This is a genomic window from Mycobacterium sp. NGS19 (genome assembly GCF_059813155.1).
The window spans coordinates 169,648-195,976 of record NZ_JCALEB010000006.1 but is presented as its reverse complement, the minus strand read 5'-3'; the positions used below and the strand labels follow the sequence as shown (position 1 = coordinate 195,976).

General features: G+C 66.9%; 25 protein-coding genes. 12 read left to right on the top strand and 13 right to left on the bottom strand.

Annotation, left to right across the window (positions count from 1 at the left end):
• Positions 1–64 precede the first annotated feature (64 nt).
• Positions 65–2,428: a phosphoketolase family protein gene (locus AC5Y4N_RS18250; protein WP_499908398.1), complete on the bottom strand. Its 2,364-nt coding sequence runs from the start codon at positions 2,426–2,428 to the stop codon at positions 65–67.
• 80 nt (positions 2,429–2,508) lie between these two features.
• Here AC5Y4N_RS18250 and AC5Y4N_RS18245 point away from each other — a divergent pair, with 80 nt between their 5' ends.
• Both AC5Y4N_RS18245 and AC5Y4N_RS18240 read left to right on the top strand, forming a co-directional pair.
• Positions 2,509–4,839, top strand: a complete 2,331-nt coding sequence (locus AC5Y4N_RS18245; protein WP_499908396.1) for a CaiB/BaiF CoA-transferase family protein — start codon at positions 2,509–2,511, stop codon at positions 4,837–4,839.
• Positions 4,839–6,314 carry an acetyl-CoA acetyltransferase gene (locus AC5Y4N_RS18240; protein ID WP_499908393.1) on the top strand — a complete coding sequence of 492 codons (1,476 nt, stop codon included), beginning with the start codon at positions 4,839–4,841 and terminating at the stop codon, positions 6,312–6,314. The genes AC5Y4N_RS18245 and AC5Y4N_RS18240 overlap by 1 nt, the downstream gene beginning before the upstream one ends.
• On the opposite strand, the gene AC5Y4N_RS18235 is transcribed toward AC5Y4N_RS18240, so the two are convergent.
• The 8 genes from AC5Y4N_RS18235 to AC5Y4N_RS18200 all read right to left on the bottom strand — a co-directional run bounded on the left by AC5Y4N_RS18235 (position 6,315) and on the right by AC5Y4N_RS18200 (position 14,569).
• Positions 6,315–6,866, bottom strand: coding sequence for a hypothetical protein (locus AC5Y4N_RS18235; RefSeq protein WP_499913905.1), 552 nt, complete (start codon positions 6,864–6,866; stop codon positions 6,315–6,317).
• A 25-nt stretch (positions 6,867–6,891) separates the two neighbouring features.
• Positions 6,892–8,127, bottom strand: a complete 1,236-nt coding sequence (locus tag AC5Y4N_RS18230; RefSeq protein WP_499908389.1) for an NAD(P)/FAD-dependent oxidoreductase — start codon at positions 8,125–8,127, stop codon at positions 6,892–6,894.
• 43 nt (positions 8,128–8,170) lie between these two features.
• A complete protein-coding gene (locus AC5Y4N_RS18225; RefSeq protein ID WP_499908387.1) occupies positions 8,171–8,896 on the bottom strand; it encodes a DUF72 domain-containing protein in 726 nt (241 codons plus the stop codon).
• The gene (locus tag AC5Y4N_RS18220) at positions 8,893–9,225 is read right to left on the bottom strand and encodes a TfoX/Sxy family protein (RefSeq protein WP_499908385.1); all 333 of its coding nucleotides are present in this window, start codon (positions 9,223–9,225) and stop codon (positions 8,893–8,895) included. The genes AC5Y4N_RS18225 and AC5Y4N_RS18220 overlap by 4 nt, the downstream gene beginning before the upstream one ends.
• Before the next feature lie 2 nt (positions 9,226–9,227).
• Positions 9,228–9,575, bottom strand: a complete 348-nt coding sequence (locus AC5Y4N_RS18215; protein WP_499908701.1) for a nitroreductase/quinone reductase family protein — start codon at positions 9,573–9,575, stop codon at positions 9,228–9,230.
• 123 nt (positions 9,576–9,698) lie between these two features.
• On the bottom strand, positions 9,699–12,017 hold the full coding sequence (gene lon / locus AC5Y4N_RS18210) for an endopeptidase La (protein WP_499908383.1): 2,319 nt from the start codon (positions 12,015–12,017) through the stop codon (positions 9,699–9,701).
• A gap of 135 nt (positions 12,018–12,152) precedes the next feature.
• Entirely contained in the window at positions 12,153–13,028 is an 876-nt protein-coding gene (locus tag AC5Y4N_RS18205; protein WP_499908381.1) for an HAD family hydrolase, read from the bottom strand.
• Complete coding sequence (locus AC5Y4N_RS18200) at positions 13,028–14,569, bottom strand: arylsulfatase (protein ID WP_499908379.1); 1,542 nt, start codon at positions 14,567–14,569, stop codon at positions 13,028–13,030. The genes AC5Y4N_RS18205 and AC5Y4N_RS18200 overlap by 1 nt, the downstream gene beginning before the upstream one ends.
• 236 nt (positions 14,570–14,805) lie before the next feature.
• Here AC5Y4N_RS18200 and AC5Y4N_RS18195 point away from each other — a divergent pair, with 236 nt between their 5' ends.
• Positions 14,806–15,003 carry a hypothetical protein gene (locus AC5Y4N_RS18195; RefSeq protein ID WP_499908377.1) on the top strand — a complete coding sequence of 66 codons (198 nt, stop codon included), beginning with the start codon at positions 14,806–14,808 and terminating at the stop codon, positions 15,001–15,003.
• On the opposite strand, the gene AC5Y4N_RS18190 is transcribed toward AC5Y4N_RS18195, so the two are convergent.
• The gene (locus AC5Y4N_RS18190) at positions 14,982–16,223 is read right to left on the bottom strand and encodes an alpha-hydroxy acid oxidase (RefSeq protein WP_499908375.1); all 1,242 of its coding nucleotides are present in this window, start codon (positions 16,221–16,223) and stop codon (positions 14,982–14,984) included. The genes AC5Y4N_RS18195 and AC5Y4N_RS18190 overlap by 22 nt on opposite strands.
• Positions 16,224–16,271: 48 nt before the next feature.
• Between AC5Y4N_RS18190 and AC5Y4N_RS18185 the strand changes: the two genes are divergently transcribed.
• A complete protein-coding gene (locus tag AC5Y4N_RS18185) occupies positions 16,272–17,852 on the top strand; it encodes an acetolactate synthase large subunit (RefSeq protein ID WP_499908373.1) in 1,581 nt (526 codons plus the stop codon).
• Positions 17,853–17,854: 2 nt separating this feature from the next.
• Positions 17,855–18,292 (top strand): DUF1810 domain-containing protein, encoded by a 438-nt coding sequence (locus AC5Y4N_RS18180; RefSeq protein WP_499908371.1) that lies wholly within the window; start codon positions 17,855–17,857, stop codon positions 18,290–18,292.
• Here the strand turns inward: AC5Y4N_RS18180 and AC5Y4N_RS18175 are convergent.
• The gene (locus AC5Y4N_RS18175) at positions 18,269–19,546 is read right to left on the bottom strand and encodes an alpha-amylase family protein (RefSeq protein ID WP_499908369.1); all 1,278 of its coding nucleotides are present in this window, start codon (positions 19,544–19,546) and stop codon (positions 18,269–18,271) included. The genes AC5Y4N_RS18180 and AC5Y4N_RS18175 overlap by 24 nt on opposite strands.
• 62 nt (positions 19,547–19,608) lie before the next feature.
• Here AC5Y4N_RS18175 and AC5Y4N_RS18170 point away from each other — a divergent pair, with 62 nt between their 5' ends.
• Positions 19,609–20,232, top strand: a complete 624-nt coding sequence (locus tag AC5Y4N_RS18170) for a PaaI family thioesterase (RefSeq protein ID WP_499908367.1) — start codon at positions 19,609–19,611, stop codon at positions 20,230–20,232.
• A 36-nt stretch (positions 20,233–20,268) separates the two neighbouring features.
• On the opposite strand, the gene AC5Y4N_RS18165 is transcribed toward AC5Y4N_RS18170, so the two are convergent.
• Positions 20,269–20,487: a (2Fe-2S)-binding protein gene (locus tag AC5Y4N_RS18165; RefSeq protein ID WP_499908365.1), complete on the bottom strand. Its 219-nt coding sequence runs from the start codon at positions 20,485–20,487 to the stop codon at positions 20,269–20,271.
• 135 nt (positions 20,488–20,622) lie between these two features.
• Between AC5Y4N_RS18165 and bfr the strand changes: the two genes are divergently transcribed.
• Positions 20,623–21,105: a bacterioferritin gene (bfr, locus tag AC5Y4N_RS18160; protein WP_499908363.1), complete on the top strand. Its 483-nt coding sequence runs from the start codon at positions 20,623–20,625 to the stop codon at positions 21,103–21,105.
• Between the two features lie 286 nt (positions 21,106–21,391).
• On the opposite strand, the gene AC5Y4N_RS18155 is transcribed toward bfr, so the two are convergent.
• Positions 21,392–22,072, bottom strand: a complete 681-nt coding sequence (locus AC5Y4N_RS18155; protein WP_499908361.1) for a TetR family transcriptional regulator — start codon at positions 22,070–22,072, stop codon at positions 21,392–21,394.
• Between the two features lie 70 nt (positions 22,073–22,142).
• Between AC5Y4N_RS18155 and AC5Y4N_RS18150 the strand changes: the two genes are divergently transcribed.
• The 5 genes from AC5Y4N_RS18150 (at position 22,143) to AC5Y4N_RS18130 (ending at position 26,325) form a co-directional block, all read left to right on the top strand.
• Positions 22,143–23,195 (top strand): ferredoxin reductase, encoded by a 1,053-nt coding sequence (locus AC5Y4N_RS18150; protein ID WP_499908359.1) that lies wholly within the window; start codon positions 22,143–22,145, stop codon positions 23,193–23,195.
• A 14-nt stretch (positions 23,196–23,209) separates the two neighbouring features.
• Complete coding sequence (locus AC5Y4N_RS18145; RefSeq protein ID WP_499908356.1) at positions 23,210–24,322, top strand: fatty acid desaturase family protein; 1,113 nt, start codon at positions 23,210–23,212, stop codon at positions 24,320–24,322.
• Between the two features lie 75 nt (positions 24,323–24,397).
• Positions 24,398–24,880: a hypothetical protein gene (locus AC5Y4N_RS18140; protein WP_499908354.1), complete on the top strand. Its 483-nt coding sequence runs from the start codon at positions 24,398–24,400 to the stop codon at positions 24,878–24,880.
• Between the two features lie 58 nt (positions 24,881–24,938).
• Positions 24,939–25,421: a carboxymuconolactone decarboxylase family protein gene (locus tag AC5Y4N_RS18135; protein WP_499908352.1), complete on the top strand. Its 483-nt coding sequence runs from the start codon at positions 24,939–24,941 to the stop codon at positions 25,419–25,421.
• Between the two features lie 10 nt (positions 25,422–25,431).
• Complete coding sequence (locus AC5Y4N_RS18130; protein WP_499908350.1) at positions 25,432–26,325, top strand: crotonase/enoyl-CoA hydratase family protein; 894 nt, start codon at positions 25,432–25,434, stop codon at positions 26,323–26,325.
• Positions 26,326–26,329: the final 4 nt, after the last annotated feature.

The following is a 26,329-nucleotide window of genomic DNA, read 5'->3' as shown; positions in this document are numbered from 1 at the left end:
AGCGGTGTCGAGTCTAGCGATTCGGCCCGCTCGAGGTCGCTGAGCGGCCGTGCGCGCGCCGAACTCATGCCCCCCACGTCCAGTTCGCAATCGAGGGCGGGTCCTCGCCGTGTTCGCGGGTGTAGCGACGCGCCGCCAGCCGTGCGTCAGCCATCGTCTGCCGCAGCAACGCAGCGCGACTACCGAGACCGTCGACCCGGTCGATCACATCCATCACGAGGTGGTAGCGATCGATGTCGTTGAGCATGACCATGTCGAACGGCGTCGTAGTGGTGCCACGCTCCTTGAACCCCCGCACATGGATCGACCGATGGTTGCTGCGGCGATAGGTCAGCCGATGGATCAGCCAGGCATAGCCGTGGTAGGCGAAGATCACCGGCTCGTCGGTGGTGAACAGACCGTCGAACTCGCGGTCGGACAAGCCATGTGGATGTTCGGATTCCGGTTGCAGCCGCATCATGTCGACGACGTTGACCACCCGCACCTTCAGCTCGGGCAGCTCACGGCGCAGGATGTCGGCCGCGGCCAGGGTCTCCAGCGTCGGGACGTCACCGGCGCAGGCCAGCACCACGTCCGGCTCACCGGTTTCGCCGGTGCTGGCCCAGTCCCAGATGCCCAGGCCGCGGGCGCAGTGCGCGATCGCGGAGTCCATGTCGAGGTAGGCCAGCGCGGGCTGCTTGCCGGCGACCACCACGTTGACGTAGTCACGGCTGCGCAGGCAATGGTCGACCGTCGACAGCAGGCAGTTGCCGTCTGGTGGCAAGTAGACCCGCACCACCTCGGGCCTCTTGTTCATCACGTGGTCGATGAAGCCGGGGTCCTGGTGCGACGCGCCGTTGTGGTCTTGGCGCCACACGTGCGACGTCAGCAGGTAGTTCAGCGACGCAATCGGCTGGCGCCACGGCAGTTCGCGGTTGCGGGTCAGCCACTTGATGTGCTGGTTGACCATCGAGTCGACGATGTGCACGAACGCCTCGTAGCAGTTGAAGAGCCCGTGCCGGCCGGTCAGCAGGTAACCCTCCAGCCAGCCCTGGCAGAGGTGTTCGGACAGCACCTCCATCACCCGCCCGTCGGGGGACAGGTGATCGTCGCCCGGTTCGGTGTCGGCCATCCAGGCGCGCTCGGTCGCCTCGAACACCGCCGACAGCCGGTTCGACGCCGTTTCGTCAGGACCCATCAGCCGGAACCGGTCCGGGTTGCGCACGATCACGTCGCGCAGGAAGGTGCCGAGCACCCTGGTGGCCTCGTGGGTGGCGGTACCGGGCTTGTCGACGTCCACCGCGTAGTCGGTGAAGTCGGGCAGGTCCAGGTCGCGTAGCAGCAGGCCACCATTGGCATGCGGGTTGGCGCTCATCCGCCGGGTGCCTTCTGGCGCCAGCGCCCGCAGTTGCGGGCGCAGCGCACCGTGGTCGTCGAACAACTCTTCGGGCCGATAGCTGAGCAACCACTCCGCAAGCTGCTTGCGGTGCTTCGGATTCGTATGGGTCTCGGCCAGCGGGACCTGATGCGACCGCCAGGTGCCCTCGACCTGCTTGCCGTCCACCTCCGCCGGTCCCGTCCAGCCTTTGGGGGTGCGCAGCACAATCATCGGCCAGAGCGGTCGGCCCGCCTCGTTGTCCAGCCGCGCCGCGCGCTGGATCGCCGCTATCTGGTCGAACGCCTCGTCGAATGCGGTCGCCAGCTGCTGGTGCACGACCGCCGGGTCGTCGCCGGCGACGACGATCGGCCGGTAGCCGTAGCCGCGCATCAGCGCGTCGAGCTCGTCGGCTGAAATGCGGGCCAGCAGTGTGGGATTGGCGATCTTGTATCCGTTGAGATGCAGGATCGGCAGTACTGCGCCGTCGGTGACCGGGTTGAGGAACTTGTTCGAATGCCAGCTGGCTGCCAGCGGCCCGGTTTCGGCTTCGCCGTCGCCGACGACGCACGCCACCACCAGGTCCGGGTTGTCGAAAGCGGCACCGTAGGCATGCACCAGCGCGTAACCGAGCTCGCCCCCCTCGTGGATGGAGCCCGGTGTCTCGGCCGCCACGTGACTCGGGATGCCGCCGGGAAAAGAGAACTGCCGGAACAGCTTTCGCAGTCCGTCGGTGTTCTCTGCGATGCCGGAGTACACCTCGCTGTAGGTGCCTTCCAGGTAAGCGTTCGCCACCAGTCCGGGTCCGCCGTGCCCGGGGCCCGCGATGTAAATGACGTCTAGGTCGCGGGACCTGATGACGCGGTTGAGGTGCGCGTAGATCAGGTTCAACCCCGGGGTGGTGCCCCAATGGCCCAGCAACCGCGGTTTGACGTGCGCTTCGGACAGCGGCTCCGCCAGCAGGGGATTGTCCAGCAGGTAGATCTGACCCACCGACAGATAGTTTGCGGCGCGCCAGTAGGCGTTGATCAGATCGAGGTCGACGAGAGACAGCGGCGGGCTCGGTGAGGTCACGACCTCAGAGGTACCCGAATCGGGTTACATTACGCTGACCCCGTGCCGGGATCCGCGTTACCACTTGTCGTGAACCCGGCATGAGCGCTGCAGATCTGCCGCTCGCCGGGGTTCGGGTGCTCGACGTCGCGGCTGGTGACGCGGAGGCGGTCACACGCCTGTTCGCCGATTTGGGCGCCGACGTGCTCAAGATCGAACCGCCGGGCGGTAGCCCCTCGCGCCGCGCGCGGCCCACGGTGGCCGGTGTGTCGATCCCGTTTGCGATGCGCAATGCGAACAAGCGCAGCGCGGTGCTCGATCCCGCCGTCGTCGCGAACCGGCGGCGGTTCGCCGAGCTCGTCGCGGACGCCGACATCCTCGTCGACGACGGGATCCCGGGACAGTCCGCGGCATTCGGTGCCGGCTGCGAAGAACTGACCCAGCGGTTCCCGCATCTGGTCGGGCTGTCGGTGACCGATTTCGGCACGTCCGGGCCGTATGCGTCGTGGCGCGCCACCGATGCGGTGCTCTACGCGATGTCCACGGCGTTGTCGCGCTCAGGTCCGCCGGCCGGGATGCCGGTGTTGCCGCCCGACGGCATCGCGTCGGCTACCGCGGCGGCGCAGGCGGCATGGGCCGCACTGGCTGCTTACTATCACAGGCTGCGTTGCGGCAGAGGGGATTACATCGACTTCTCGCGCTTCGAGGCAGTGGTGCAGGCGCTTGACCCGCCGTTCGGCACGATGGGCCAGGGTGCGCTGGCGCAGCGCACGGCTGGCTGGCGCGGCCGCCCGCGCAACCAGGACGTGTATCCCACTTTCGCGTGCGCCGACGGGTTCGTCCGGATCTGCGTGATGTCGCCGCGCCAGTGGCGCGCCATGTGGTCGTGGCTCGGTGAGCCTCCGCAGTTCGCCGACCCCAAGTACGACACCCTCGGGGCACGGTTCGCGGCCACCCGCGAAATCAACGCGCTGATCGCGCAGTTGTTCGCCGATCAGACGATGGACAATCTCGTCACAGCCGGTCAGCGATTCGGTGTCCCGATTGCGCCAGTGCTGACACCCGCGCAAGCCTTGTGCTCTAAGCACTTTCGAGCCGTCCGCGCGCTGACGACACTAGAAGTCGCCGACGGTGTGCGCGTTGCTGCGCTGGTCGGACCGTTTGTCGTCGACGGCCAGCGCGCGGGGCTGCGGCACGCCGCTCGCGTGGCCGGTGCGGACGATCCCGCATGGCACACGCCGCGTGTCGCATTTGCGACAACCGGCCCCGGCGTGCGTCCATTCGACGGATTGCGCATCCTCGATCTCGGCATCATTGTCGCCGGGGGAGAACTGGGCCGGCTGTTCGCCGACCTCGGCGCCGAGGTGCTGAAGGTGGAAAGCGCCGCTTACCCGGATGGACTGCGCCAGACCAGAGCCGGTCAGCCGATGAGCGAGGCGTTCGCATGGGCGCATCGCAACGAGTATGGGCTCGGGCTGGACCTGCGCACCCCCGACGGTAAGGAGCTGTTCGGGCGCTTGGTGGCCGGCGCCGATGCGGTGTTCGCCAATTTCAAGCCGGGAACTCTTGGTTCTCTTGGCTTTTCGTACGACAAGCTGCTGGAGATCAATCCGCGGATCGTCCTGGCCGAGAGCAGCGCGTTCGGTGACACCGGGCCGTGGAGCACCCACATGGGTTACGGCCCGTTGGTGCGGGCGGCCACCGGAGTCAGCTGGCTGTGGGCCACGCACGGCGATGTGCCATCGTTCTTCGACGCGGTCACCGTGTTTCCCGATCACGTGGTCGCGCGGATCGTTGCGGTGGCCGCGCTCGCCGCGCTGATCCGCCGCGACCGCACTGAAGCCCCAGCGCACGTGCATATTTCGCAAGCCGAGGCTGCGGTCAACCAACTCGACGTCACCTACGTCGCCGACGAGGCCCGCACTGCCGGACAGCCGGTGTGCGACAACCAGACGGCGCACGGCGTGTATCCCTGCGCCGGGGACGACGAGTGGTGTGTGATATCGATTCGCAACGACGCCGACCGACATAAGCTCGCCAGCGCGATAGGCTGCGCCGGCTCTGCCTCCCTGGACAGTGAAATCCCCAGGTGGACAAGCACTCTCGACAAGAGAGAAGTCGCCGGGATATTGCAGCAGGCCGGCGTGCCCGCCGCGCCGATGAACCGTCCCGGTGACGTCCTCGCCGACCCCGCGATCCGGCAGAGGAAATTGTTGACCGACATGGTCCATCCGCTGTTCGGCGCTGCGCTGCCGGCCGAAGCGTGGCCCGCGCCGTACCGGCACATCCCGCCCGCCGAGCTGCGACCGGCGCCGTTGCCCGGCGAGCACACGCGTGAGGTGTGCCAGAAGTTGCTCGGCCTCGAGGCCACCCAGATAGACAAGCTGATTGCCGACAGTGTGCTCTTCACGCCACATGGAAAGGTGCCCTGATGCCAGTCGATCCGCGAACTCCGGTGCTGATCGGGTCCGGACAGATCAACCACTACGACGAGGGCGAGGCGCCCGACCCCGTCGGCCTGATCGCGCGCGCCGCCCGCAAGGCGGCCGACGCCCGCGTGCTGGAGGCCGTCGACGCCATCCGCCTTGTCAGGATGCTGTCCTGGCGCTATCGCGACCCGGCACTGTTGCTTGGCGAGCAGATCGGTGCCACCGGATTCGCATCGCAATACAGTGGCGTCGGCGGCAATGTGCCGCAGTCACTGGTCAACCAGGCATGTCTGGACATCCAGCGCGGAGCGGCCGACGTCGTCCTGATCGGTGGCGCCGAACGATGGCGTACCAGAACCCGACTGCGCAACGCCGGCCAGAAGCCCGACTGGCCGCACCAGGACGAGACGGTGCCGCCCGCACCCGGCGGTGAGGACGACGTTGCACTGGCCGGCCCGGCGGAGATCCGCATCGAGCTGGTCCAGCCCGCCAACGTGTACCCGCTGTTCGAGCAGGCGTTGCGCATCGCCGCGGGAGAGCCGTCGGACGAACATCGGCGCCGCATCGGCGAGTTGTGGGCGCAGTTCAGCGCTGTCGCGCAACACAATCCCGACGCCTGGAACCGCAGAAGATTCGACGCTGACGAGATCTGGCAGCCGGGACCGGACAACCGGATGATCAGCTGGCCGTACACGAAACTGATGAACTCCAACAACATGGTCGACCAGGCGGCGGTCATCCTGCTGACTTCCGCCGAAGCCGCGTCTCGGCTCAAGATCCCGTCGGAGCGCTGGGTGTTTCCGTACGCGGGAACCGATTCTCACGACACCTACGCACTCGGCGAAAGGGCCGACCTGCACCGCTGCCCGGCCATCAGGATCGCGGGGCGTCGCGTTTTGGAACTCGCCGGATGCGGCATCGGCGACCTCCAATTCGTCGACGTCTATTCGTGTTTCCCGTCCGCCGTGCAGGTCGCGGCAACAGAGTTGGGCCTGCCCCTGGCCGACCCGCAGCGGCCGCTGACCGTCACAGGGGGCCTCACCTTCGCCGGGGGTCCGTGGAACAACTACGTGACCCACTCGATCGGCACGATGGCCGAGCGGCTCGTCGAAACGCCCGGCAGCCTGGGGTTGATCACCGCCAACGGCGGCTATCTGACCAAGCACAGCATCGGGATCTACGGCAGCAATCCGCCTGCGACTGAATTCCGTTGGGAGGACGTGCAATCCGAGGTCGACCGGGAGCCCACCCGCACAGCGCTGGAGGAGTACGACGGCGTGGGCACGGTGGAGTCGTGGACGGCTCCGTTCGACCGTGACGGCAAGCCGCAGAAGACGTTCCTGGCCGTGCGGACCCCCGGTGACGCGCGCACGCTGGCGGTGATGACCTCACCATCGGATGTGGCGGCCTCGATCAGCGAGGACATCGCGGGCGCCAAGGTGCAGGTTCACACCGACGGCAGCGCAACGCTGATCTGATCAGCCCGGCACCGGGGTGTAGTGCGGCGAGTAATCAGTCGAGGAGAACGTGAAACCCTTCCTCGTGCTCTCGCTCTGACATGACACCCCGGCCTCCTGCACGTTGCAGCGAAAACCGGCCGCGGCCAACGTCTTTCCGAAATCCAACACCGGCGTCTTACCGGATTTCACGGCGAACCCCGGACGCTCGAGCCAGGTGAATCCCGGTTCACCGTCGTCGCCGACCGCAATTGCATTGGGCGCGATGGCTTCGCCGTCGCTGGTGGTGACCGTGGCCGGCGCACCGGCGACGCCGAGAGCTTGGCCGCCGGACGCCTGACAACCGGCTCGCGAATGCGGCATGATCGCGCACGTCCACTTCCCGCTCGGAGTCGTGAAGTAGTAACCATTGGCGCCGTCTGTCGTCACGTAGTAGTCAGACGCGTCAACCAGATTCGGGTCGCCCGGGGGCAGCGGCGGCGTGGTGCTGGTCGGCGTGCGCTGCGGTGGCTCACCCGTGTCTACAACCGTGGCGTCGGCGCAGCCTGCGAGCAGCAGGCCCGTGATGGCCATCAGACCCCAGCGAGGCAAGCCCACGTTATGACGCCGCCAAGCCGCTCAGCGGCAGCTGCGCATCGGCCAGGTGGTCAGGGGAGACTTCGGCGCGGGACCGGATCAGCGCCTTGACGTCGTCGACGACCTCCCACACGTTGACGTTCATCCCGGCGAGTACGTGGTTGCGGCCGTCGAGCCAGAACGCGATGAACTCGCGGCGCGCCACATCGCCCCGAAACACCACTCGCTCGTAGCCTTCCGAGTGACCGACATACTCCATACCCACGTCGTACTGGTCGGTGAAAAAGTAGGGCAGCTCGTCGTACTGGCGGTCGCCGCCCGCCATGTTGGCCGCCGCGACCGCGGGCTGCTTGAGCGCGTTGGCCCAGTGCTCGGTGCGGATGCGGGTGCCGAAGAACGGATGCTGCGCCGCGGCGATGTCACCGACCGCGAAGACGTCCGGGTCGCTAGTGCGCAAAGTGGCGTCGACGGCCACACCGCCGTCGGCGAGTTCGAGCCCGGCCTGCTGAGCCAACTCGATGTTGGGCGCTGCACCGATCGCTATCAGCACGGCGTCGGCTTCGACCGTGGACCCGTCGCCGAGCGCCAGACCCGTCGCCGCCCCGGATGCGGTGGTGATCTCGGCGACGCTCGACTCGAGCATCAGGGTGACCTCGTGCGCCCGGTGCAGATCGGCGAACACCTCGGCCGCTTCGGGACCCAGGGCGCCCAGCAAGGGCAGGCGCGCAGTTTCGACGACGGTTACGTCGACCCCGCGGGCGCGAGCACCGGCAGCGACTTCCAGCCCGATCCACCCCGCGCCGACGATCGCCAGCGAAGAGCCCTCGCGCAGAGCTGAATTGAGTTCGTTGGCGTCGTCGATGGTGCGCAGATAGTGAACTCCAGAGGCATCCGCGCCGGGGATCGAGAGGCGTCGCGAGCGCGACCCCGTCGCGAGCAGCAACCTGCCGTAGCCGATCGTGCTGCCGTCGGGCAGGGCCACGGTGTGCGTGGACCGGTCGATCGCGGTGACGGCGGTGCCAAGGCGCAGGTCCACGTTTGCGTCGCGGTACCAGTCCGCGTCGTGCACGGTGAAATCCTCGAGCGCCTTGTCGCCGGCCAGGAAGTCCTTGGACAGTGGCGGCCGCTCGTAAGGTAGGTGCCGCTCCTCTGCTATCAATACGGTCTGGCCGTCAAATCCGTTGTCGCGCAATGCTTCCACTGCTTTGGCTCCGGCCAGGCCGCCGCCCACGATGACGAAGGTCGAGGTCTTTGTCATCTGACCGAGGTTACTCGACCCGCGGCGGCCGGAGCCTCCCGCCTCACACGCCCAGCATCGTCTTCAGCGTCCGCGCATTCTGCACCGCGTAGCCGTGGCCGTCATTGTTGAAGTATACGAGCACGTCGCGGCCCTGGTCGTGCCACTCACTGATGCGGTCGGCCCACCATCGCAGGTCGTCGTCGGAATACGAACCGGCATAGAGCGATTGAGCGTCGGGGCCGTGCATGCGCACGTACACCACGTCCGTCGTCGCACGCAGGATGCACTTCAGTCCAGCGCCGCTCATCACGACGTATGCCGCACGGTGACGCTCCAACAACGCGTACACCGCCGGGTCGTCCCACGAGGAATGGCGCAGCTCCACAGCCACCCGGATCCAGTCGGGCAGGCAGCTCAGGAAGTGGTCGAGCCGCTGGTCGTCACGCTGCTGCTCTGGATGCAGTTGGACCAGCAGCATCTCTCGCCGATTGCCCAGTTCGCGCCAGCACCGCTCGAACCGCTCGACCCAGGGTTCGGGCGACTTCAGCCGGCGGAAGTGCGTCAACCCGCGGTGTGCCTTCACCGACATCGTGAACCCCTCGGGTAGGCGCTCGCGCCAGCCGGCGAACGTCGAGTCCTTGGGCCAGCGGTAGAAGCTGGCGTTGAGTTCCACCGTCGTGAACTCCTGCACGTAGCGGGACAGCCGTTTCGCCACGGGCATACCTTCGGGATACAGGACGCCGGCCCAATGGTCATACGACCAGCCGGACGTGCCGATGCGGATCACTTGGCAGGCAGCGCTTGCGCGTAGTCGGTGCCACGCGAAACCCAGTCTTGCAGTTGCTGTTTCGTACGCACTCCCTCAGGACTCACCCGTATCCAACCCCGGGTTTCCCGGCCGGCCATCACCATCGGGCTCACGTGCTTGCCGGCGAGCAACCGGTCTGTTTCGTCGGGGGACACCCGCACCAGCAGACCGCCCTGGCCGCTGACCGCCACGGCCATGTTGCCGTGGATCAGAAACGCCAAGCCGCCGAACATCCGCTTCTCCTCGACGCCGCGTTGGGCGCCGATCAGTTCGCGGACGCGGTCGGCGAGTGCCTCGTCGTATGGCACGCTCAGTCCAGATCGACCCGAATGGTGAGCAGGTCGCTGCCCGTGAAGCGGACGATCGCGCTGTTGAGACCCGGAAGCTGCGTCAACCGTGCCACCGGGTCGTCGTCAGGAAGCAGATGTGCAGTTCCCGTCCGCCATTGGCCGCCCACCCGCACGCGAACGCGGGGATTGGCTTTCATGTTGCGTACGTAATCGGCGTGCTCGCCGTGTTCGGAGACCATCCAGAACTGGTTGTCCACCACCTTGCCGCCGACCGGGGTGCGCCTCGGCTGTCCGCTCTTGCGGCCGATGGTTTCGATCATCGTGACCGGCAGCTGCCGCCCGATCGGGTTGACGACCAGTCGTTGCATGCGGTGGACAACACTTCGCTTGAGCGCATTGCTGTCGGGCACCCGACCATCTTGGCGCGACCGTGCAGGTTTGTACGCCTGTTAGCGGCGTGTCGGCGCGCAGACCCGCACGCTCGCCGCACATCAGGCAGCGAGTGTCGCCGCTTGGCCGGTTTCCAGCGCTTGCGCGACGATCTCTGCCACGTCGGTCATCGGCTTGACTTCCAGCGCGTCGAGCACCTCGGCCGGCACGTCGTCCAGATCCGGCTCGTTGCGCGCCGGAATGAACACCGTCGACAGCCCGGCCCGTTGCGCGGCCAGCAGTTTCTGCTTGACACCGCCGACCGGCAGCACCCGGCCGTTCAGCGTGACCTCACCGGTCATGCCGACGTCAGCACGCACCTGCCGCCCGGTGGCCATCGACACCAGCGCGGTGACCATCGTGACGCCCGCTGACGGGCCGTCTTTGGGAACCGCGCCCGCCGGCACGTGCAGGTGGATGCGCCGGTCCAGCGCCTTGGGATCGACACCCAACTGCTCGGCGTGCGCGCGGACGTAGGACAGCGCGATCTGCGCCGACTCCTTCATCACGTCACCCAGCTGCCCGGTGAGCTGCAAGCCCGGCTCGCCGTCGGTGGCGTTGGCCTCGATGTAGAGCACGTCGCCACCGAGGCCGGTGACCGCCAGTCCGGTCGCCACCCCGGGCACCGCGGTGCGTTCGGCCGATTCGGGCGTGAACCGCGGGCGGCCGAGGTAGGCAACCAGATCCGGTTCGTCGATCACCAGAGGCGACGGATCCTCGGCCAGTTTCGTGGCCGCCTTCCGCAGGGCCTTGGCCAGCAGCCGCTCAAACTGCCGCACACCCGGCTCGCGGGTGTAGTCGGCGGCGATCTTGCGCAACGCGGCGTCGGTGACCGTCACTTCGTCCTCGCTCAGCGCCGCCTTCTCGCGCTGCCGCGGCAGCAGGAAGTCGCGGGCGATGGCGATCTTGTCGTCCTCGGTGTAGCCGTCGATCTGCACCAGCTCCATCCGGTCCAGTAGCGCCGATGGGATGTTCTCGACGACGTTGGCCGTCGCCAGGAAGACGACGTCGGACAGGTCCAGATCCAAGTCGAGGTAGTGGTCGCGGAACGTGTGATTCTGCGCCGGGTCCAGCACTTCGAGCAGCGCCGCCGACGGGTCGCCCCGGTAGTCGGAGCCCACCTTGTCGATTTCGTCCAGCAGCACAACGGGATTCATCGACCCGGCCTCACCGATCGCACGCACGATCCGGCCCGGCAGGGCGCCGACGTAGGTGCGCCGGTGACCACGGATCTCGGCCTCGTCGCGCACACCGCCCAGCGCCACCCGCACGAACTTGCGCCCCAGCGCGCGGGCGACGCTCTCACCCAGCGACGTCTTGCCCACACCCGGAGGTCCGGCCAGCACCATCACGGCGCCCGAGCCACGACCGCCGACCACGGCCATGCCGCGAGAGGCGCGACGTGCCCGCACTGCCAGGTATTCGACGATGCGGTCCTTGACGTCGTCGAGCCCGTGATGGTCGGCATCGAGGATCGCGCGCGCGGCCGCCAGGTCCGTCGAATCTTGCGTGCGCACGTTCCACGGCAGGTCCAGCACGGTGTCCAGCCAGGTGCGGATCCAGCCGCCTTCCGGGCTCTGCTCGCTGGTCCGTTCCAGCTTGCCGACTTCACGCAGCGCGGCCTCGCGTACCTTCTCGGGCAGATCGGCCGCCTCGATGCGCGAGCGATAGTCGTCTGAGGATCCGGCGTCGTCGTCCTCACCGAGCTCCTTGCGGATCGCGGCCAATTGCTGGCGCAGCAGAAACTCCTTCTGTTGCTTTTCCATACCGGAACGCACGTCCTCGGCGATCTTGTCGTTGACCTCCACCTCGGCCAGGTGCTCGGTGAGCCAGTCGATCAGCGCGCGCAGCCGCTCCGCCACGTCGGGGGTCTCCAGCAGTTGGCGCTTCTGCACTTCGCTCAGGTACGACGCGTACCCGGACATGTCGGCCAGCGCCGACGGGTCGGTCATCTGGTTGACCACGTCGACGATTTGCCACGCCTCACGCCGTTGCAGCATCGCGAGCAGCAGCTTCTTGTACTCGGCCGCCAGCGCCCTGGCTTCGTCGGTGGGCGTCGGCTCGGAAACCTCGGTGACCTCGACCCACAGGGCAGAGCCGGGGCCATTGGCACCGCTGCCGATATGCGCGCGACGCTCGCCGCGCAGGACGGCGGCCATACCGCCGGCGATGCGGCCCACCTGCAGAATCGACGCGATCACCCCGTAGGACGGATAGCGGTCGTCGAATCGTGGGGCGACCAGCAGCTTGCCGGACTCGGTTGCGCGGGCTGCCTCGACGGCAGCGCGGGCGGCGTCATCCAGCGCGATCGGCACGACCATCCCGGGCAGCACCACCTGATCGACGACGAACAGCACCGGCACGTTGATGGGTTCAGGCATTCATCCTCCAAAGTTAAGCCTGACGGGCTCAACCCTGGGGCTGCTCCATTTGTTCCCGCACCAAGTCAACCCATCGACCCGAAACTGCGAACATCTACGGTCGCTTCGCGTGTCGCGAACAAATCTGCCGTGTCGTCAGAAGACGTTCACCCAGTCGTTTTCGATGCTGACGACGATCCAGCCCGGCCCGCCGGCCAGCTCCAGCGCGCACTCGGCACCCTCGGTGTAGGCGAACTCACGCTCGGCGTCATCGTGGAGGACCAGCAGTCTCAGGCCGTCGGTGTACTGCAGCATCTCGATGTCGCCGTTGGAGTTGCCGGCAGCCAGAATCGGCCGGCGGCCGGTGCGCCCCCATATCCGAACCGGCTTGATCGGCCCGTCGTCAAGGAATTCCGGCTGCGCGGTGGTGAACAAGTGGCCGTCGCGGTAGATCAGTCCGACGGAGCTGCCCACGACGCGTTCGGGCGGGATGCCGTACATGCCGAAGGTGATCGGCCGCATGAAATCCCGGCCGCCTCCGGACACGATGTAGGTGGCGAACCCGTTGGCTTCCAGATAACGCAGCAGCTCGACCATGGGCCGGTAGCCGCACGCCAGATACGGCCGCCCCAGCGTCGGATGCTTGGCCGAGGCGAAGAAGTCGAGCACCCGCCGCGCGTGTTCGTCGACAGTTATCGCCTCATTCGCCGAAAGTACCGCAGCGCCAAGGGTTTTCACGTCACTGTCGTCGCCCCGATAGTGCTTGGTGACGGCCTCGCCGAACCATGCCAGGTCACCGTCGGCGGCCGCCTTGTATGGCTGTCGTTCTCGCAGCGACGGGTCCGCAGCCGCCTGATCGACAAGGCGCCGGATCAAAAAGTCCAGCTGAATGTACGTCGGCTTTTCGCACCACAGCGTGCCGTCGTTGTCGAAAACCGCCACCCGAGAAGCAGGTTCGACGTCAGCAATCACCTGCTCGACGAAATCGACGATCGCCGACTTCGCGGGCCCGTCGTTCCACGACTCGAGCATCAATCTTTGGCGAGGAACTGGTGCAACTTCTCGACGGCCTGGTCCACGCTGAAGCTGGCCGGTGGATGACGGGGCGGAAATTCGCGGAACGTGTCGAGGAACTTCGTTGCCATCGCGGTCATGTAAAAGGCCAGGTACGCCCGCCGGATGAACCAGTCGTAATAGGTGTTCGAGGTGATGTCGGCATACTCGAACGGATCGGTGCGCAGGTTGAACAGCTTGGGCACCCGCAGGACGGTGAACGGTTCGGCCCAGATGCGCAGCGTGCCCGGGCAGCGCTGCTCCATGAACACGGCCTTCCAGTTCTCGAACCGCATCGCAACCAAGTCGCCGTCGTCGGAGAAGTAGAAGAATCCCCGACGCGGGCTGTGCTCGACCTCACCCGTCAGGTACGGCAGCAGGTTGAAGCCGTCGATGTGCACCTTGAATTCTTTGTCGCCGACGGTGGAGCCCGTCTTCAGCTTGTCGATGATGCCCGGATCGCCCGCAGCTGCAACCAAAGTGGGCAGCCAATCGTGGTGCTGAATGATGTCGTTGGACACCGCGCCTGCCGCAATCTTGCCGGGCCAGCGGATCATCTCCGGCACCCGGAACGCACCTTCCCAGTTGGTGTCCTTTTCGCTGCGGAACGGCGTGGTGCCGCCGTCGGGCCAGCTGTTGCGGTGCGGGCCATTGTCTGTCGAGTAGATGACGATCGTGTCTTCGGCGATGCCGAGCTTGTCGAGCAGGTCGAGCACCTGACCGACGTTGCGGTCATGGTCGATCATCGTGTCGTGATAAGCCGATTGCCATAGCCCGGCCTGCCCGACGCTTTCCGGCTTGGTATGGGTGAACAAGTGCATGTGCGTGAAGTTGCACCACACGAAAAACGGGTTGGCGGCCTCGTGCTGGCGTCTGATGTAGTCGAGGGTGGCGCCCACGATCTCGTCGTCGATGGTTTCCATTCGCTTCTTGTTCAGCGGCCCGGTGTCCTCGATGGTCTGCTTACCGACCGGTCCGAACTTCGGGTCGTCGGGCTCCTGCGACACCTTGTCGATGGCCTTACACCTCAGCACCCCGCGGGGTAGCGAGAACTCGTACAGCCGCGGGAATTGATCCTTGTGCGGGTAGTCGACGTTCTCTGGCTCCTCTTCGGCGTTGAGGTGGTACAGATTGCCGAAGAACTCGTCGAAGCCGTGCACAGTTGGCAGGTACTTGTTCATGTCACCGAAGTGGTTCTTGCCGAACTGGCCGGTCGCATATCCGAGCGGCTTCAGGAGTTCGGCTATCGTCGGATCTTCTGCGGCCCAACCGATATCGGCTCCCGGCACGCCGACCTTGCTCATCCCGGTGCGGTAGACGCTCTGTCCGCTGATGAATGCCGCCCGCCCCGCGGTGCAGCTTTGCTCGCCGTAGGAGTCGGTGAACCGCATGCCCTCGTTGGCTATGCGGTCGATGTTGGGTGTGCGGTAACCCATCAAGCCATCGCTGTAGCAGGACAGGTTGGTGATACCGATGTCGTCTCCCCAAATCACCAGGATGTTCGGCTTACCGTCGGGCATGACGACTCCTTCCGCGGGGTGACCGCTGTGTCCAACCTAGGAGTCGGCCGTGTCCGCCACAACGCTTTCGCGGAGGTCGTCGTGCATGTCGGCGCGTTTCGCGTCGCGAACCGCCTGCCGGCCGCGTGCGTAGGTGTGCCGGCGACTTGCATCAGCCCCCGAACCAGCTCCTTGTCGTTTCGGTCATGTCGCGCGCCGACCGAAGGCGATCACCCGCATGGCCGAAACTGATACCTGTGGCGTTGGCCGGCCTGCCCGACGGTTCGCCGGTGGAGTTCGCCTTTGACGGCGTCGGACTGTTCCGCCGCGGCAGGCTGTGGCTTCTCGCGGGGATCGGCGCCTTCGACGTGCTGCCACTGCAGGCGAGAGCAGACCGCGCCGCTCTGGTCAACAGCGCGACCGGCGAGCTACATCAGCTGCCGACGCTCCCGTGAGGCGTCAATCGGTGCAGCTGCGTCACATGCCGCGGCGCCAGCTCCTCCAGGCAGGTCACGCCGAGCAGCCTCATCGTCCGCTGGACTTGGCCTGCGAGGATCTCGATCGCCCGGTCGACGCCCGCCCGTCCGCCGGCCATCAGCCCGTACAGGTAGGCGCGCCCGACCAGCACGCACCGCGCGCCGAGGGCCACCGCGGCGACGACGTCGGCCCCGGACAAGACCCCGGTGTCCACCAAAATCTCGACGTGCGAACCGAATTCGGCGACAACCCGGGGCAGCAGATGAAACGGCACCGGTGCGCGGTCGAGTTGGCGGCCACCGTGGTTGGACAGCACGATCCCGTCGACGCCCAGCTCCACCACGCGCCGCGCGTCCTCGACGGTTTGCACCCCTTTGACCACAAACTTGCCCGGCCATTGCTCCTTGATCCAGGCCAGGTCGTCGAACGTGATCGTCGGGTCGAACAGGGTGTCCAGCAGATCGGCGACTGTGCCGGGCCACCGGTCGAAGCTGGCGAAGCTCAGCGGCTCGGTGGTCAGCAGATCGATCCACCACCGGGGATGCCGCAGCGCCTCGGCAATGGTGCGGGCGGTCAGTTGCGGCGGGATCGTCAGGCCGTTGCGGGTGTCACGCAGGCGTGCCCCTGCCACAGGCACATCGACGGTGACCAGTAGTGTGTCGAAGCCGGCTCGAGCCGCGCGTTCCACCAGCGCCATCGAGGCACTGCGATCCCGCCACATGTACAACTGAAACCAGTTGCGGCCGTTGGGGTTTGCGGCACGGACTTCTTCGATCGACCTGGTGCCCAGGGTGGACAGCGTAAACGGGATACCGGCCTGTCCGGCGGCGGTCGCGCCGGCAAGCTCACCCTCGGTGTGCATCATCCGGGTGAACCCGGTGGGAGCGACGGCCAACGGCAGCGCAGCCGGGGCCCCGAGCACGTCCCAGCCGGTACGCACGTGCGAGACGTCTCGCAATATCTCGGGATGAAACTCGATGTCGCGAAATGCCTGGCGCGCCCGCGCCAATGAAATCTCTTCCTCCGCAGCGCCTTCGGTGTAGTCGAACGCCGCTCTGGGCGTGCGCCGGCGCGCGAGCGTCCGTAGATCCTCGATGGTCAGCGCGGCTGCCAACCGCCGCCTGATGGGATTCAACAGCGGCTTCTTGAAACTAATGAGCGGCGCGAACTCACGGGGCCTGGGCAACCGCCGCTTCATCTGGCCGCTCCTTATCGCCGGTCAGCCAGCAGACTAGCCTGCAGAACCATGAATGGCGCGCGGGCACTGCTCGGCACACTTGTCGACGGCGGCGTCGACGTCTGCTTCGCCAATCCCGGCACGTCGGAGATGCATTTCGTCGCCGCCCTGGACGCCGTGCCGGCGATGCGTGGCGTGCTGACACTGTTCGAAGGGGTGGCGACCGGAGCGGCGGACGGCTACGCACGCGTCACCGGACGGCCCGCCGCCGTGCTTCTGCATCTGGGTCCGGGTCTGGGCAACGGGCTGGCCAACTTGCACAACGCCAAACGGGCCCGCGTGCCCATGGTCGTGGTGGTCGGTGACCACGCGACGTACCACAAGCGCTTCGACGCACCGCTGGAGTCCGACATCGACGCTGTGGCGCACAGTGTTTCGGGGTGGGTGCGCCGTTCGATGTCCGCCGCGCAGGTGGGCGCCGACGCCGCCGAAGCCATCGCCGTGGCCACCGCGGCGCCCGGCCGGATCGCGACGTTGATCCTTCCCGCCGACGTGTCGTGGACCGGCGGCGCCGCGATTGCTGCGCGCAAAACCACGCTCAGCGTCGACGAGCGCGCCGAAATCACATCGCGATCCGACGAGGCGGTCGAGGGTGCCGCGAAGATGCTGCGCAGCGGCGAGCCGACGGTGGTGTTCCTGGGCGGCGACGCGACCGGGGAAGAGGGATTGTTGGCGGCGTCGCGCATCGCGGCGGCAACCGGGGCACGAATGCTGTGTGAGACGTTCCCGGCCAAACTCAGCAGAGGTGCGGGATTGCCGGCCGTCGAACGGCTTGGCTATTTCGCCGAAGCCGCGGCCGCCCAACTCGACGGCGCGGCGCGGTTGATTCTGGCCGGCGCTCGGGCACCGGTGTCTTTCTTCGCCTACCCCGGCAAGCCCAGTGAGCTCACCCCGCCGGGGTGTGAGGTCCACGTGCTCGCCGAGCCGGGTCAGGCCACGGCCGCGCTGCGTGCGTTGGCTGACGAGGTCGCCAGCGACGCGCAAGCGACGGTGGCGCAGCTCAGCCGGCCGGCACTGCCCACCGGCGCGCTGACCGGCGTGAGCATCGCCGCGGCGGTCGGGTCGCTGCTGCCCGAGAACGCGATCGTGGTCGACGAGTCCAACACCGCGGGGGTCACACTGCCGAGCGCGACCGCGGGCGCGCCGCGGCACGACTGGCTGACGCTGACCGGCGGCGCTATCGGGTACGGCTTGCCGGCCGCGGTGGGCGCAGCGGTCGCCGCGCCGGGACGCCACGTGCTGTGTTTGCAGGCCGACGGCTCGGCGATGTACACCCCGTCGGCACTGTGGACCATGGCCCGCGAGCAACTCGACGTCACCACCGTGATCTACAACAACGGCGCCTACGACATCTTGCGGCTGGAATTGCAGAGAGTCGGCGCACAAGCCGCCGGAGCGCCCGGGCCGCGCGCGCAGGCACTGCTCGACCTCGACCCGCCGCGGCTGGATTTCGTCGCGCTGGCCACCGCCATGGGAGTGCCGGCCCGGCGCGCCACCACGGCCGAAGAATTCACCGCCGCGCTCGCCGATGCGCTCACCAGCCCTGGCCCGCATCTGATCGACGCCGTGATCCCGAGCATGACGGACTGACCATGAGCGACCCGTTCGATCTGCAGCGGTTCGTCGACGCGCAGGCCCCGGTTTACGACAGGGTGGTCGCCGAGCTGCGGGCCGGCGCCAAGCGCAGCCACTGGATCTGGTTCATCTTCCCGCAGCTGGCGGGGCTGGGCCGCAGTCCGACCGCGGCCAAGTTCGCGATCTCGTCGCTCGACGAGGCGCGGGCGTACCTTGAGCACCCCATCCTGGGCCCGCGGCTGCGGGAATGCACCACGCTCGTCAACGCCATCGAGGGTGCCTCGGTGGACGAGATCTTCGGCTGGCCGGACAAATTGAAGGTGCGCTCGTCGATGACGTTGTTCGCGCAGGCAACCGACGACAATCGTGAATTCGTCGAGCTTCTCGAGAAGTTCTACGGCGGCGAGGAAGACCCCGCCACCCTGGCGCTGCTAGGCCTGCGGCCGCAACACTAGCCAGCCGTGCGGCGCGACCACGGCCTCATCGACGACGGCCAGCTCGGAAGCCCCGGTGCCGCCCAGCACCTGGGCGCGCCCAATTCCTATGTCGTGCAAGCGAACCGGCAGGGCAGTGTCGTCGATGTTCAGCGCCACCAGTAGTGCATCGTCACCGTGGCGGCTGGTGTAGACGTAGCTGCGGTTGTCCAGCTGCACGGCCGTGGTCGTGGCGCGATACAGCCACGGGTGGCGGCGCCGCAGCCCGATCACGAACTGGTGCAGGCGCAACAGCTCCTCGGCCTCGCCGGCGAGCGACTCAGGGGCCGAGGGGAATTCAGGCCGGATCGCGTCGTCGCCGCCGAAGCGTTCTTCCTTGATGCCGCGGTAACCGAACTCGTCGCCGGCGTAGACGCTCGGCACCCCGCCGACGGTCATCTGAATCACCAAAGCATGTGCCAGGTGCCGCGCGTCGTCCAGCCGGCTCGCGATCCGCGTGACGTCGTGGTTTCCGATGAAGGTCAGCGGCGCGAACGCGGTCAGAAAGTCGTTGTGCCGCTGTATCGCCCAGTCGAGCTCGTGGAAGTTGCCGTCATTCAGAGAACTCCAGATCGCCTTCCACAGCTCGTATTGCGTGACGGAATCGAAGCCGGCTGCCTCGACGCGTGCGGTGTAGTCGCCGTGGATCACCTCGGCGACGAACCAGGCCTGCGGATGGGCTTTGCGCACGCGTGCAAGGACCGCTTCCCAGAACTCATCCGGCATCGCGTACGCCGCGTCGAGCCGCCAACCGTCGGCACCGCGGTCCAGCCAGTGGCTCATCACAGCGGCGACGTAGTCGACGACTTCCGGATTCGAGTGATCGAGCGTGATCAGTTCACCGTGGCCTTCGAAAGTGTCAAAGCCGTTGTGGGCCAGGCGAAACCAATCCGGACGGCCGAAGTCGCCACTGACGTGGTTGAACACTCCGTCGAGCAGAACGCGCAGCCCCCTGCGGTGCGCCTCGCCGACCAGAAAGTCGAAGTCCGCGTCGTCACCCAGGCGCGGATCGATACGGTAGTGGTCGACGGTGTCGTATCCGTGTGTGCGCGAGGCGAAGATCGGCCCGAGCGCGACACCGGAGGCGCCGAGCTCGACGGTGTGGTCAAACCATCCAGCGATGCGCCGCAACCGGTGCTCGTCCGGGCCGGGCGGAGGGTCGGCGGGAAAGGCGCCGACGAAACCGAGCGGATAGAGCTGCCACCAGATCGCGTGTTCTACCCAGGCGAGCGCCACGGGTGGGCAGTCTACGTCCTACTTCCGTTCGCGCCCCGAGCACTGTGGCAGCATCAGCGACCATGTTGGAGTTCACGCACCACGACCTCACCGCCGAGGAGATCGCGCGGCTGCGGCAGGTCTACGAGCCGCTGACGCAGTCGGTGCGTGAACTGATCGACGCCACGATCCGGACAGAGGTGGATGCCGAGACGGTGGCCGAGGTGACAGCCCAGATCGACGCCGCAACGGCCAGGTTGCGGACAAAGCAGCTGCCCGGTCCGTTCGGGGTGCGCTACACCGGCGAGGGAAACGGGATGGCGTGGGGCAATCCGGCGATCGGCGTGCGCAACCCGATCGCGCCGCCGCTGGTGCTGCACCGCGACCCCGACAGCGACAAGGTATGGACGGACTTCCACCTGGGTGCGCCCTACGAAGGACCGCCCGGACATGTCCACGGCGGGGTCTGCGCTCTGGTGCTCGACCATGTTCTCGGCGAAGCGGCGAGCAACCCGCCCCGGCCCGCGCTGACGGGCACGATCACGCTGCGATACCTGCGGGCGACCCGGCTCGGCGCGCTGCACGCCGAGGCCACGATCGACCGGGTGGAGGGTGTCAAGACGTTCGCGGTCGGCCATCTCGCCGACGACGAGGGGGTCACGGTCCAGGCCGAAGGTGTGTTCATCGTCCCCAAGTGGGCTCGCTGAGCCCAACGGGATCCTGACGTCGAATGACCTTGGCGCTCAAACCCTTTCGAGCAACCGGACGGCTCCGCTGCGCTCGCAGGCGCCGCAATTGCCGGGCGCCGCGGAGGCGATGATCGCCCGCACCGTGCGCCGGCAGCGGCCACAGTCCGATCCTGCACCACACGCCTTGGCGACCTCGTTGCAGGTCGACGCTCCCCGCGAGACCGCGTCGGCGACCTCGTGGCTGGTCGCTCCGGTACACAAGCAGACGTACATGGCGACTCGTCACCGCCCCCGCTTCGAACGCATTTCCCTAGCCAACAGGTTAGGCTTACCTACTGTCAAGTGACACGTCTCGCTGCCACCCCGAATGACGGCGTGGCCTTTTGGCATGGACTAGATTCATGAGCCATGCAAGGTGACCCCGAAGTCCTCAAGCTGCTCAACGAACAATTGACCAGTGAGCTAACGGCGATCAATCAGTACTTCCTGCACTCCAAGATGCAGGAGAACTGGGGATTCACCGAGCTTGCGAAGCGCACGCGCGAAGAGTCGTTCGAGGAGATGCACCACGCCGAGTGGGTGACCGACCGCATCCTGCTGCTGGATGGCCTGCCGAACTACCAGCGGCTGTTCTCACTGCGCGTGGGGCAGTCGTTGCGCGAGCAGTTCGAAAGCGACCTGGCGATCGAGTACGAAGTTAAGGCGCGCCTCGGCCCGGGGATCATTCTGTGCCGCGAGAAGCAGGACTCGACCACAGCGACGCTGTTCGAGCGGATATTGGCAGACGAAGAGAAGCACATCGACTGGCTGGAGACGCAGCTGGAGCTGATGGACAAGCTCGGCGAGCAACTCTATGCCGCGCAGTGCGTATCGCGACCGCCCAGCAATTGAGTTCGAGGCGGTCGGCGATGGGGGCCAGCCGCTAGCTTCTTAACGTTGGGTTGCGACCCCTTCATCGCCTAACAGCGAGCGCAGGCGCAACCAGCCCCAGCCCGCCGCTCTCTGCCGAGTCCCCGTCGCTTCGGCAAGCCAAACCTGGTGGCCGCGGATTGCCTTGCACGCGCTCGTGTGGCCGTCGGTCAGCATGGGGGCAGATTCGTCGTACCGTTCTCACTGCCTCTGAATGCCGGTGAACGGTCGTGCTATTCAGCCAGCGCCGCGCTCGTCATCGGCGTTGTCATGGCCCTTCGCTGCTGCGCCACCCTGCCACGCCCACGACGATCATGCGCAGTTGCTTGATCGCGGCACGCTTGATTTCCTCCTGGGCGGCAGCGTCCGGTGCATCCTCGATGGCCTCGGCGATCACGATCATCGAGTTCACGAACAAACTGGCAAGGATGTTGAGATCCTCTGTGCTCCAGCCATTGAGAGCAGGGAAGCGAGCGAGGTCGGTGGCCAGTTCGGACGTGATGAGCCGGATCTCGGTGCGAATCGCATACCGCAGCACCGAAACCCCGCTGTTGCGCTCCCGGCCGATGAACCGCCAGTGCTCGCGCTGAGCCGCGACACTTCCGACGACGATCTCGACGGACGACTCGATCACTCGATTCGGGTCGAGTTTGCCGGCCCGCGCCGAGCGCAGCATGTCACGTAACACCCGAAACGACTCGTCGATGAGCACCAGCCCGAGCGCTTCCATCGACTCGAAATGCCGATAGAACGCGGCCGGCACGATACCCGCCTCCCGCGTCACCTCGCGCAAACTCAACGCGCTGAAGCTGCGATCGTCGAGGAGTTTGAGCGCGGCTGCGACGATCGCGCGCCGGGTGGCTTCTTTTCGTTCGCCGCGAGAAACCTTCTCCTGCGTGTCGGAAGCGCGCGAGCGCCGCGACCGTGAGCTGGGCGTACGACTGTTCACTGATGTGAAGCCTACCACAACCAGCACTTTCCCGTTGACATTGGCCCGCTTGCCCCGCAACGGTATACATATGTTCACTCAAACACTCGCCAGGCGGGTGCTGGGTTCCGGCCTGGTCGACCTCCTCACCGGCCCCCACGGCGTGGATCGCTACACCGAGCTGGTGGCGCCCACATGGTCACTGGCCGACGCCCGGGCGAAGGTGGTCGCCGTCGAACACCGGACCCCGCGCAGCGTGACGCTCACCCTGGCGCCCAACGCCGCCTTCCCCGGGTTCACCGCGGGCCAGCACGTCAACCTCACCGTCGAGATCGACGGGCGCCGCCACACGCGGTGCTACTCGCCGGCCAGCGCCCAGCACACGGATCTGATCGAGATCACCGTCGGACTCCATGAGGGCGGACTGGTCTCGACGTTCCTTCATCACCATGCGCAGGCCGGCATGGTGGTGAGCCTCGACGGCGTGGGCGGTGACTTCGTGCTGCCGAACCCGCGGCCGCGCCGGATCCTGTTCGTGGCCGGGGGCAGCGGCATCACGCCGGTGATGTCGATGCTGCGGACGCTGAGGGCCGAGAAGTACGACGGGCACGTCGCGGTGGTGCACTACGCCCGCTCGGCGCAGGAGGCCTGCTACCGCGACGAGCTCGACGCCATGCCGGGCGTGCGGGTACTGCATGGCTTCACCCGCTCCGGCGAGGGCGACCTGCGCGGCCACTTCGACGCCACCCACCTCGCCGCCGCAATGCCGTCGCCGCAGGCCGTGTACGTCTGCGGGCCGCCGTCGCTGGCCGACGCCGTCCGCGACCACTGCGACAACGTCCGGGCCGAAAGCTTCGTGCCCCCGGTCTTCGACGTGCCGACGGAGCGGGTGGAAGGCCGAATCCTGTTCAGCGACAGCGGGATCGACAGGCAAAGCGATGGGCGTTCACTTCTCGAGCAGGCCGAGGACGCGGGGTTGACACCCGCCAGCGGATGCCGCATGGGCATCTGCCACACCTGCACACGCCGCAAGACCCGCGGCGCCGTCCGCAACCTGATCACCGGCGCGGTCTCGACCACCGACGAGCAGGACGTGCAGATCTGCGTGTCAGTGCCCGTCGGTGACGTCGAACTTGCCTTGTAGAAGAAAGATTCACGATGACCACACATGTGACCCTCACCTCGGAGCAGACAGAAGCCTTCGGCCGCGAACTCGACGCGCTGCGCCAGCGCGTGGTGGCCGACCTCGGCGAGCGCGACGCGACCTACATCCGTCGCGTCGTCAAGACCCAGCGGGCACTCGAGGTCGGCGGCCGCGCGCTGCTGACCGCCGGCGTGCTGCCGCCGGCGTGGCTGGCCGGCACCACCATGCTCGCGCTGTCGAAGATCTTGGACAACATGGAGATCGGCCACAACGTCATGCACGGACAGTACGACTGGATGGGCGATCCGGCCCTCTCGAGCCGCCGGTTCGAGTGGGACACCGCCTGCCCGGCTGACCAGTGGCGGCACTCGCACAACTACATGCACCACACGTTCACCAACATCGTGGGCATGGACCGCGACATCGGTTACGGGATCCTGCGGATGAGCGACAAGCAACGCTGGCACCCGTATTACTTGGGCAATCCGCTGTACGCGTTGCTGCTGATGGTGCTGTTCCAATATGGCGTCGCCGCACATGAACTGGAAGCCGAACGCATCCGGTCCGGTGAGCTGCGCTGGTCGGACAAGCGTGACGTCGCCGCCGGAATGTGGCGCAAGACGCGCCGGCAGCTGCTCAAGGACTACGTCGCCTTTCCGCTGCTGGCCGGTCCCTTCGCGCCCGTCGTGGCGGCGGGCAATCTGACCGCCAACCTGGCCCGCAACATCTGGGCCTTCATGATCATCTTCTGCGGTCATTTCCCCGACGACGTCGCCGAGTTCTCGGTCGAGGAAACGGCGGAGGAGACGCGGGGACAGTGGTACTTCCGGCAGCTCCTGGGTTCGGCGAACTTGAGTGGCGGCAAGCTCTTTCACATCTTGACCGGAAACCTGTCGTTCCAGATCGAGCACCATCTGTTCCCCGACATCCCGGCGCACCGCCACGCCGAGATCTCCGTCGAGGTGCGCGAGATCTGCGAGCGCTATGGGATCCCGTACCACACCGGGCCGCTGCACCGTCAGTTCGGCACCGTCGTCCGCAAGATCGTGCGGTTGGCGCTGCCGCCCAAGCCCCCGCTCATCGCCTTCAAGCGGCGGCAAGAAGCGCCGGCGGCGGCGGCCGCGTAGCCGGTTTCCACCTGCTGGGCGTGGGGTAGCCCGCTGGCACCGTCGCAACGGCGCGGCGGTGATAGAGGAGAGATCATGAGCAGCCCTAGCGAACACCTCGGTGAAGAACCACAAGAGGAACGCGGCGCTCCCGGCTCGCGGGACACCGGATCAGACCAGCCGTCTGGTGGTCCGACAGACCGACCGTCGGACAGCTATCAGGGCGATGAGACAGTGCCGACTCACGGCGGCGGCGGCAAAGCGGCGCCGAAGGACGCCACCGGTGAGCTGCCACCGCAGGATGTGAAACCGGCCGTGCCGCCGTACGAAGGGCGGCAGACCAGCACCGCGACCGGCACCACCGCCGACCAGGCAGCCGACGCCAGAACGGGCGGAGCGAGCGGACCGCAGGCCGACGCGGACTACAAGGCGCCGGCGCCCGGATCCACACCCGGCGGCGCCACCGGCTCGCCGGCCAGCGAGCAGCCGGCATCGCAGGCGCCGGAAACCGACCGCGGCCAGGACATGACCGGGCCGGCCCACGTCGGCGGCACCGGACGCGCCGAAGACAAGCGCTGATCGCCGTCGAACTAGAACGTGTTACAGGACGGGGTGACACGGCGTAGCATCGCGTGCCATGAGCCGGATCGGAAATTTCGCCGACGACGACCTCGTCGGCTGGTTCGCCGCGTCACCCGAATTGGGCGGCGCACTGGCGAATTTCAGCGACGCCGTCTACCACCGCAGCCGGCTGCCGCTGCGGCTCCGCGAGATCGCGCGCATGGTCATCGCACTGGACAACGAGTGCGCGGTGTGCGAGAACACCCGCTTCGGCGACGGTCCCGCCGCCGGTGTCGACGAGGAGTTCTACGCGCACGTGGCCCAGTGGCGGACCTGGGCCGGCTACAGCGAGCAGGAACGGCTGGCAGCCGAGTTCGCTACGCGATTCGCGGCGGATCACACCGGCCTTCGTGACGACGAGAACTTCTGGGAGCGCTGTCGGCAGCACTTCTCCGACGAGATCCTCGCCGACCTGGCGTTGTCGTGTGCCCTGTGGCTGGGCATGGGCCGGGTGCTGCGCACGCTCGACATCGGCCAGGCCTGCAAGCTCACGGTGTGAGCTGACCTGGATGAGTTACCAAACCATCCTCTACGACACCGACGGCCCGATCGCGCGGATCACGCTGAACCGGCCCGAGGCGCTGAACACCATCGTCGCGCCGATGCCCGACGAAGTCGAAGACGCCGTCGACACCGCCGTACGCGACCAGGCGGTGAAGGTGATCGTGCTGCGCGGCGCAGGCCGCGCATTCTGTGCGGGCTACGACTTCGGCGGCGGATTCCGTTACGGCGCAGAGGTTTTCAGCACCGACGGGCGCTGGGATCCCGGCAAGGACATGATCCACACCACGGCCGCTGCGACGTCGCCGCACCAGAAGTTCATGAGCATCTGGCGCTCACCCAAACCGGTGATCGCCCAGGTGCACGGCTGGTGCGTCGGCGGCGGCAGCGACTACGCCCTCTGCGCTGATGTGGTGATCGCCAGCGAGGACGCACAGATCGGCACCCCGTACTCGCGGGTCTGGGGCGCATACCTGTCCGGGATGTGGATCTACCGCCTCGGGCTGACCCGCGCGAAATATCATGCGCTGACCGGCCGGCCGCTGTCAGGCCGCGAAGCAGCGGACGTAGGGCTGATCAACCAGGCGGTGCCGTTCGCCGAACTGGAAGCGGTGGTCGCAGCGCAGGCCTCAGAGCTGGCGTCGTTGCCAATGGGCCAACTCGCCGCCCAGAAACTGATGGTCAACCAGGCCTACGACAACATGGGGCTGGCGTCCACGCAGACATTGGGCGCCATTCTCGATGGCATCATGCGAAACATCCCCGAGGCACATGCGTTCATCGAACAGGCTGCGACGCAAGGTGTTTCGTCAGCGGTGGCCGAACGCGACGGCCGGTTCGGCGATTACAGTCAAGCGCCGCCGTCACGCAAACCCGACCCGAACCACGTCATCCACCCGTAGATGC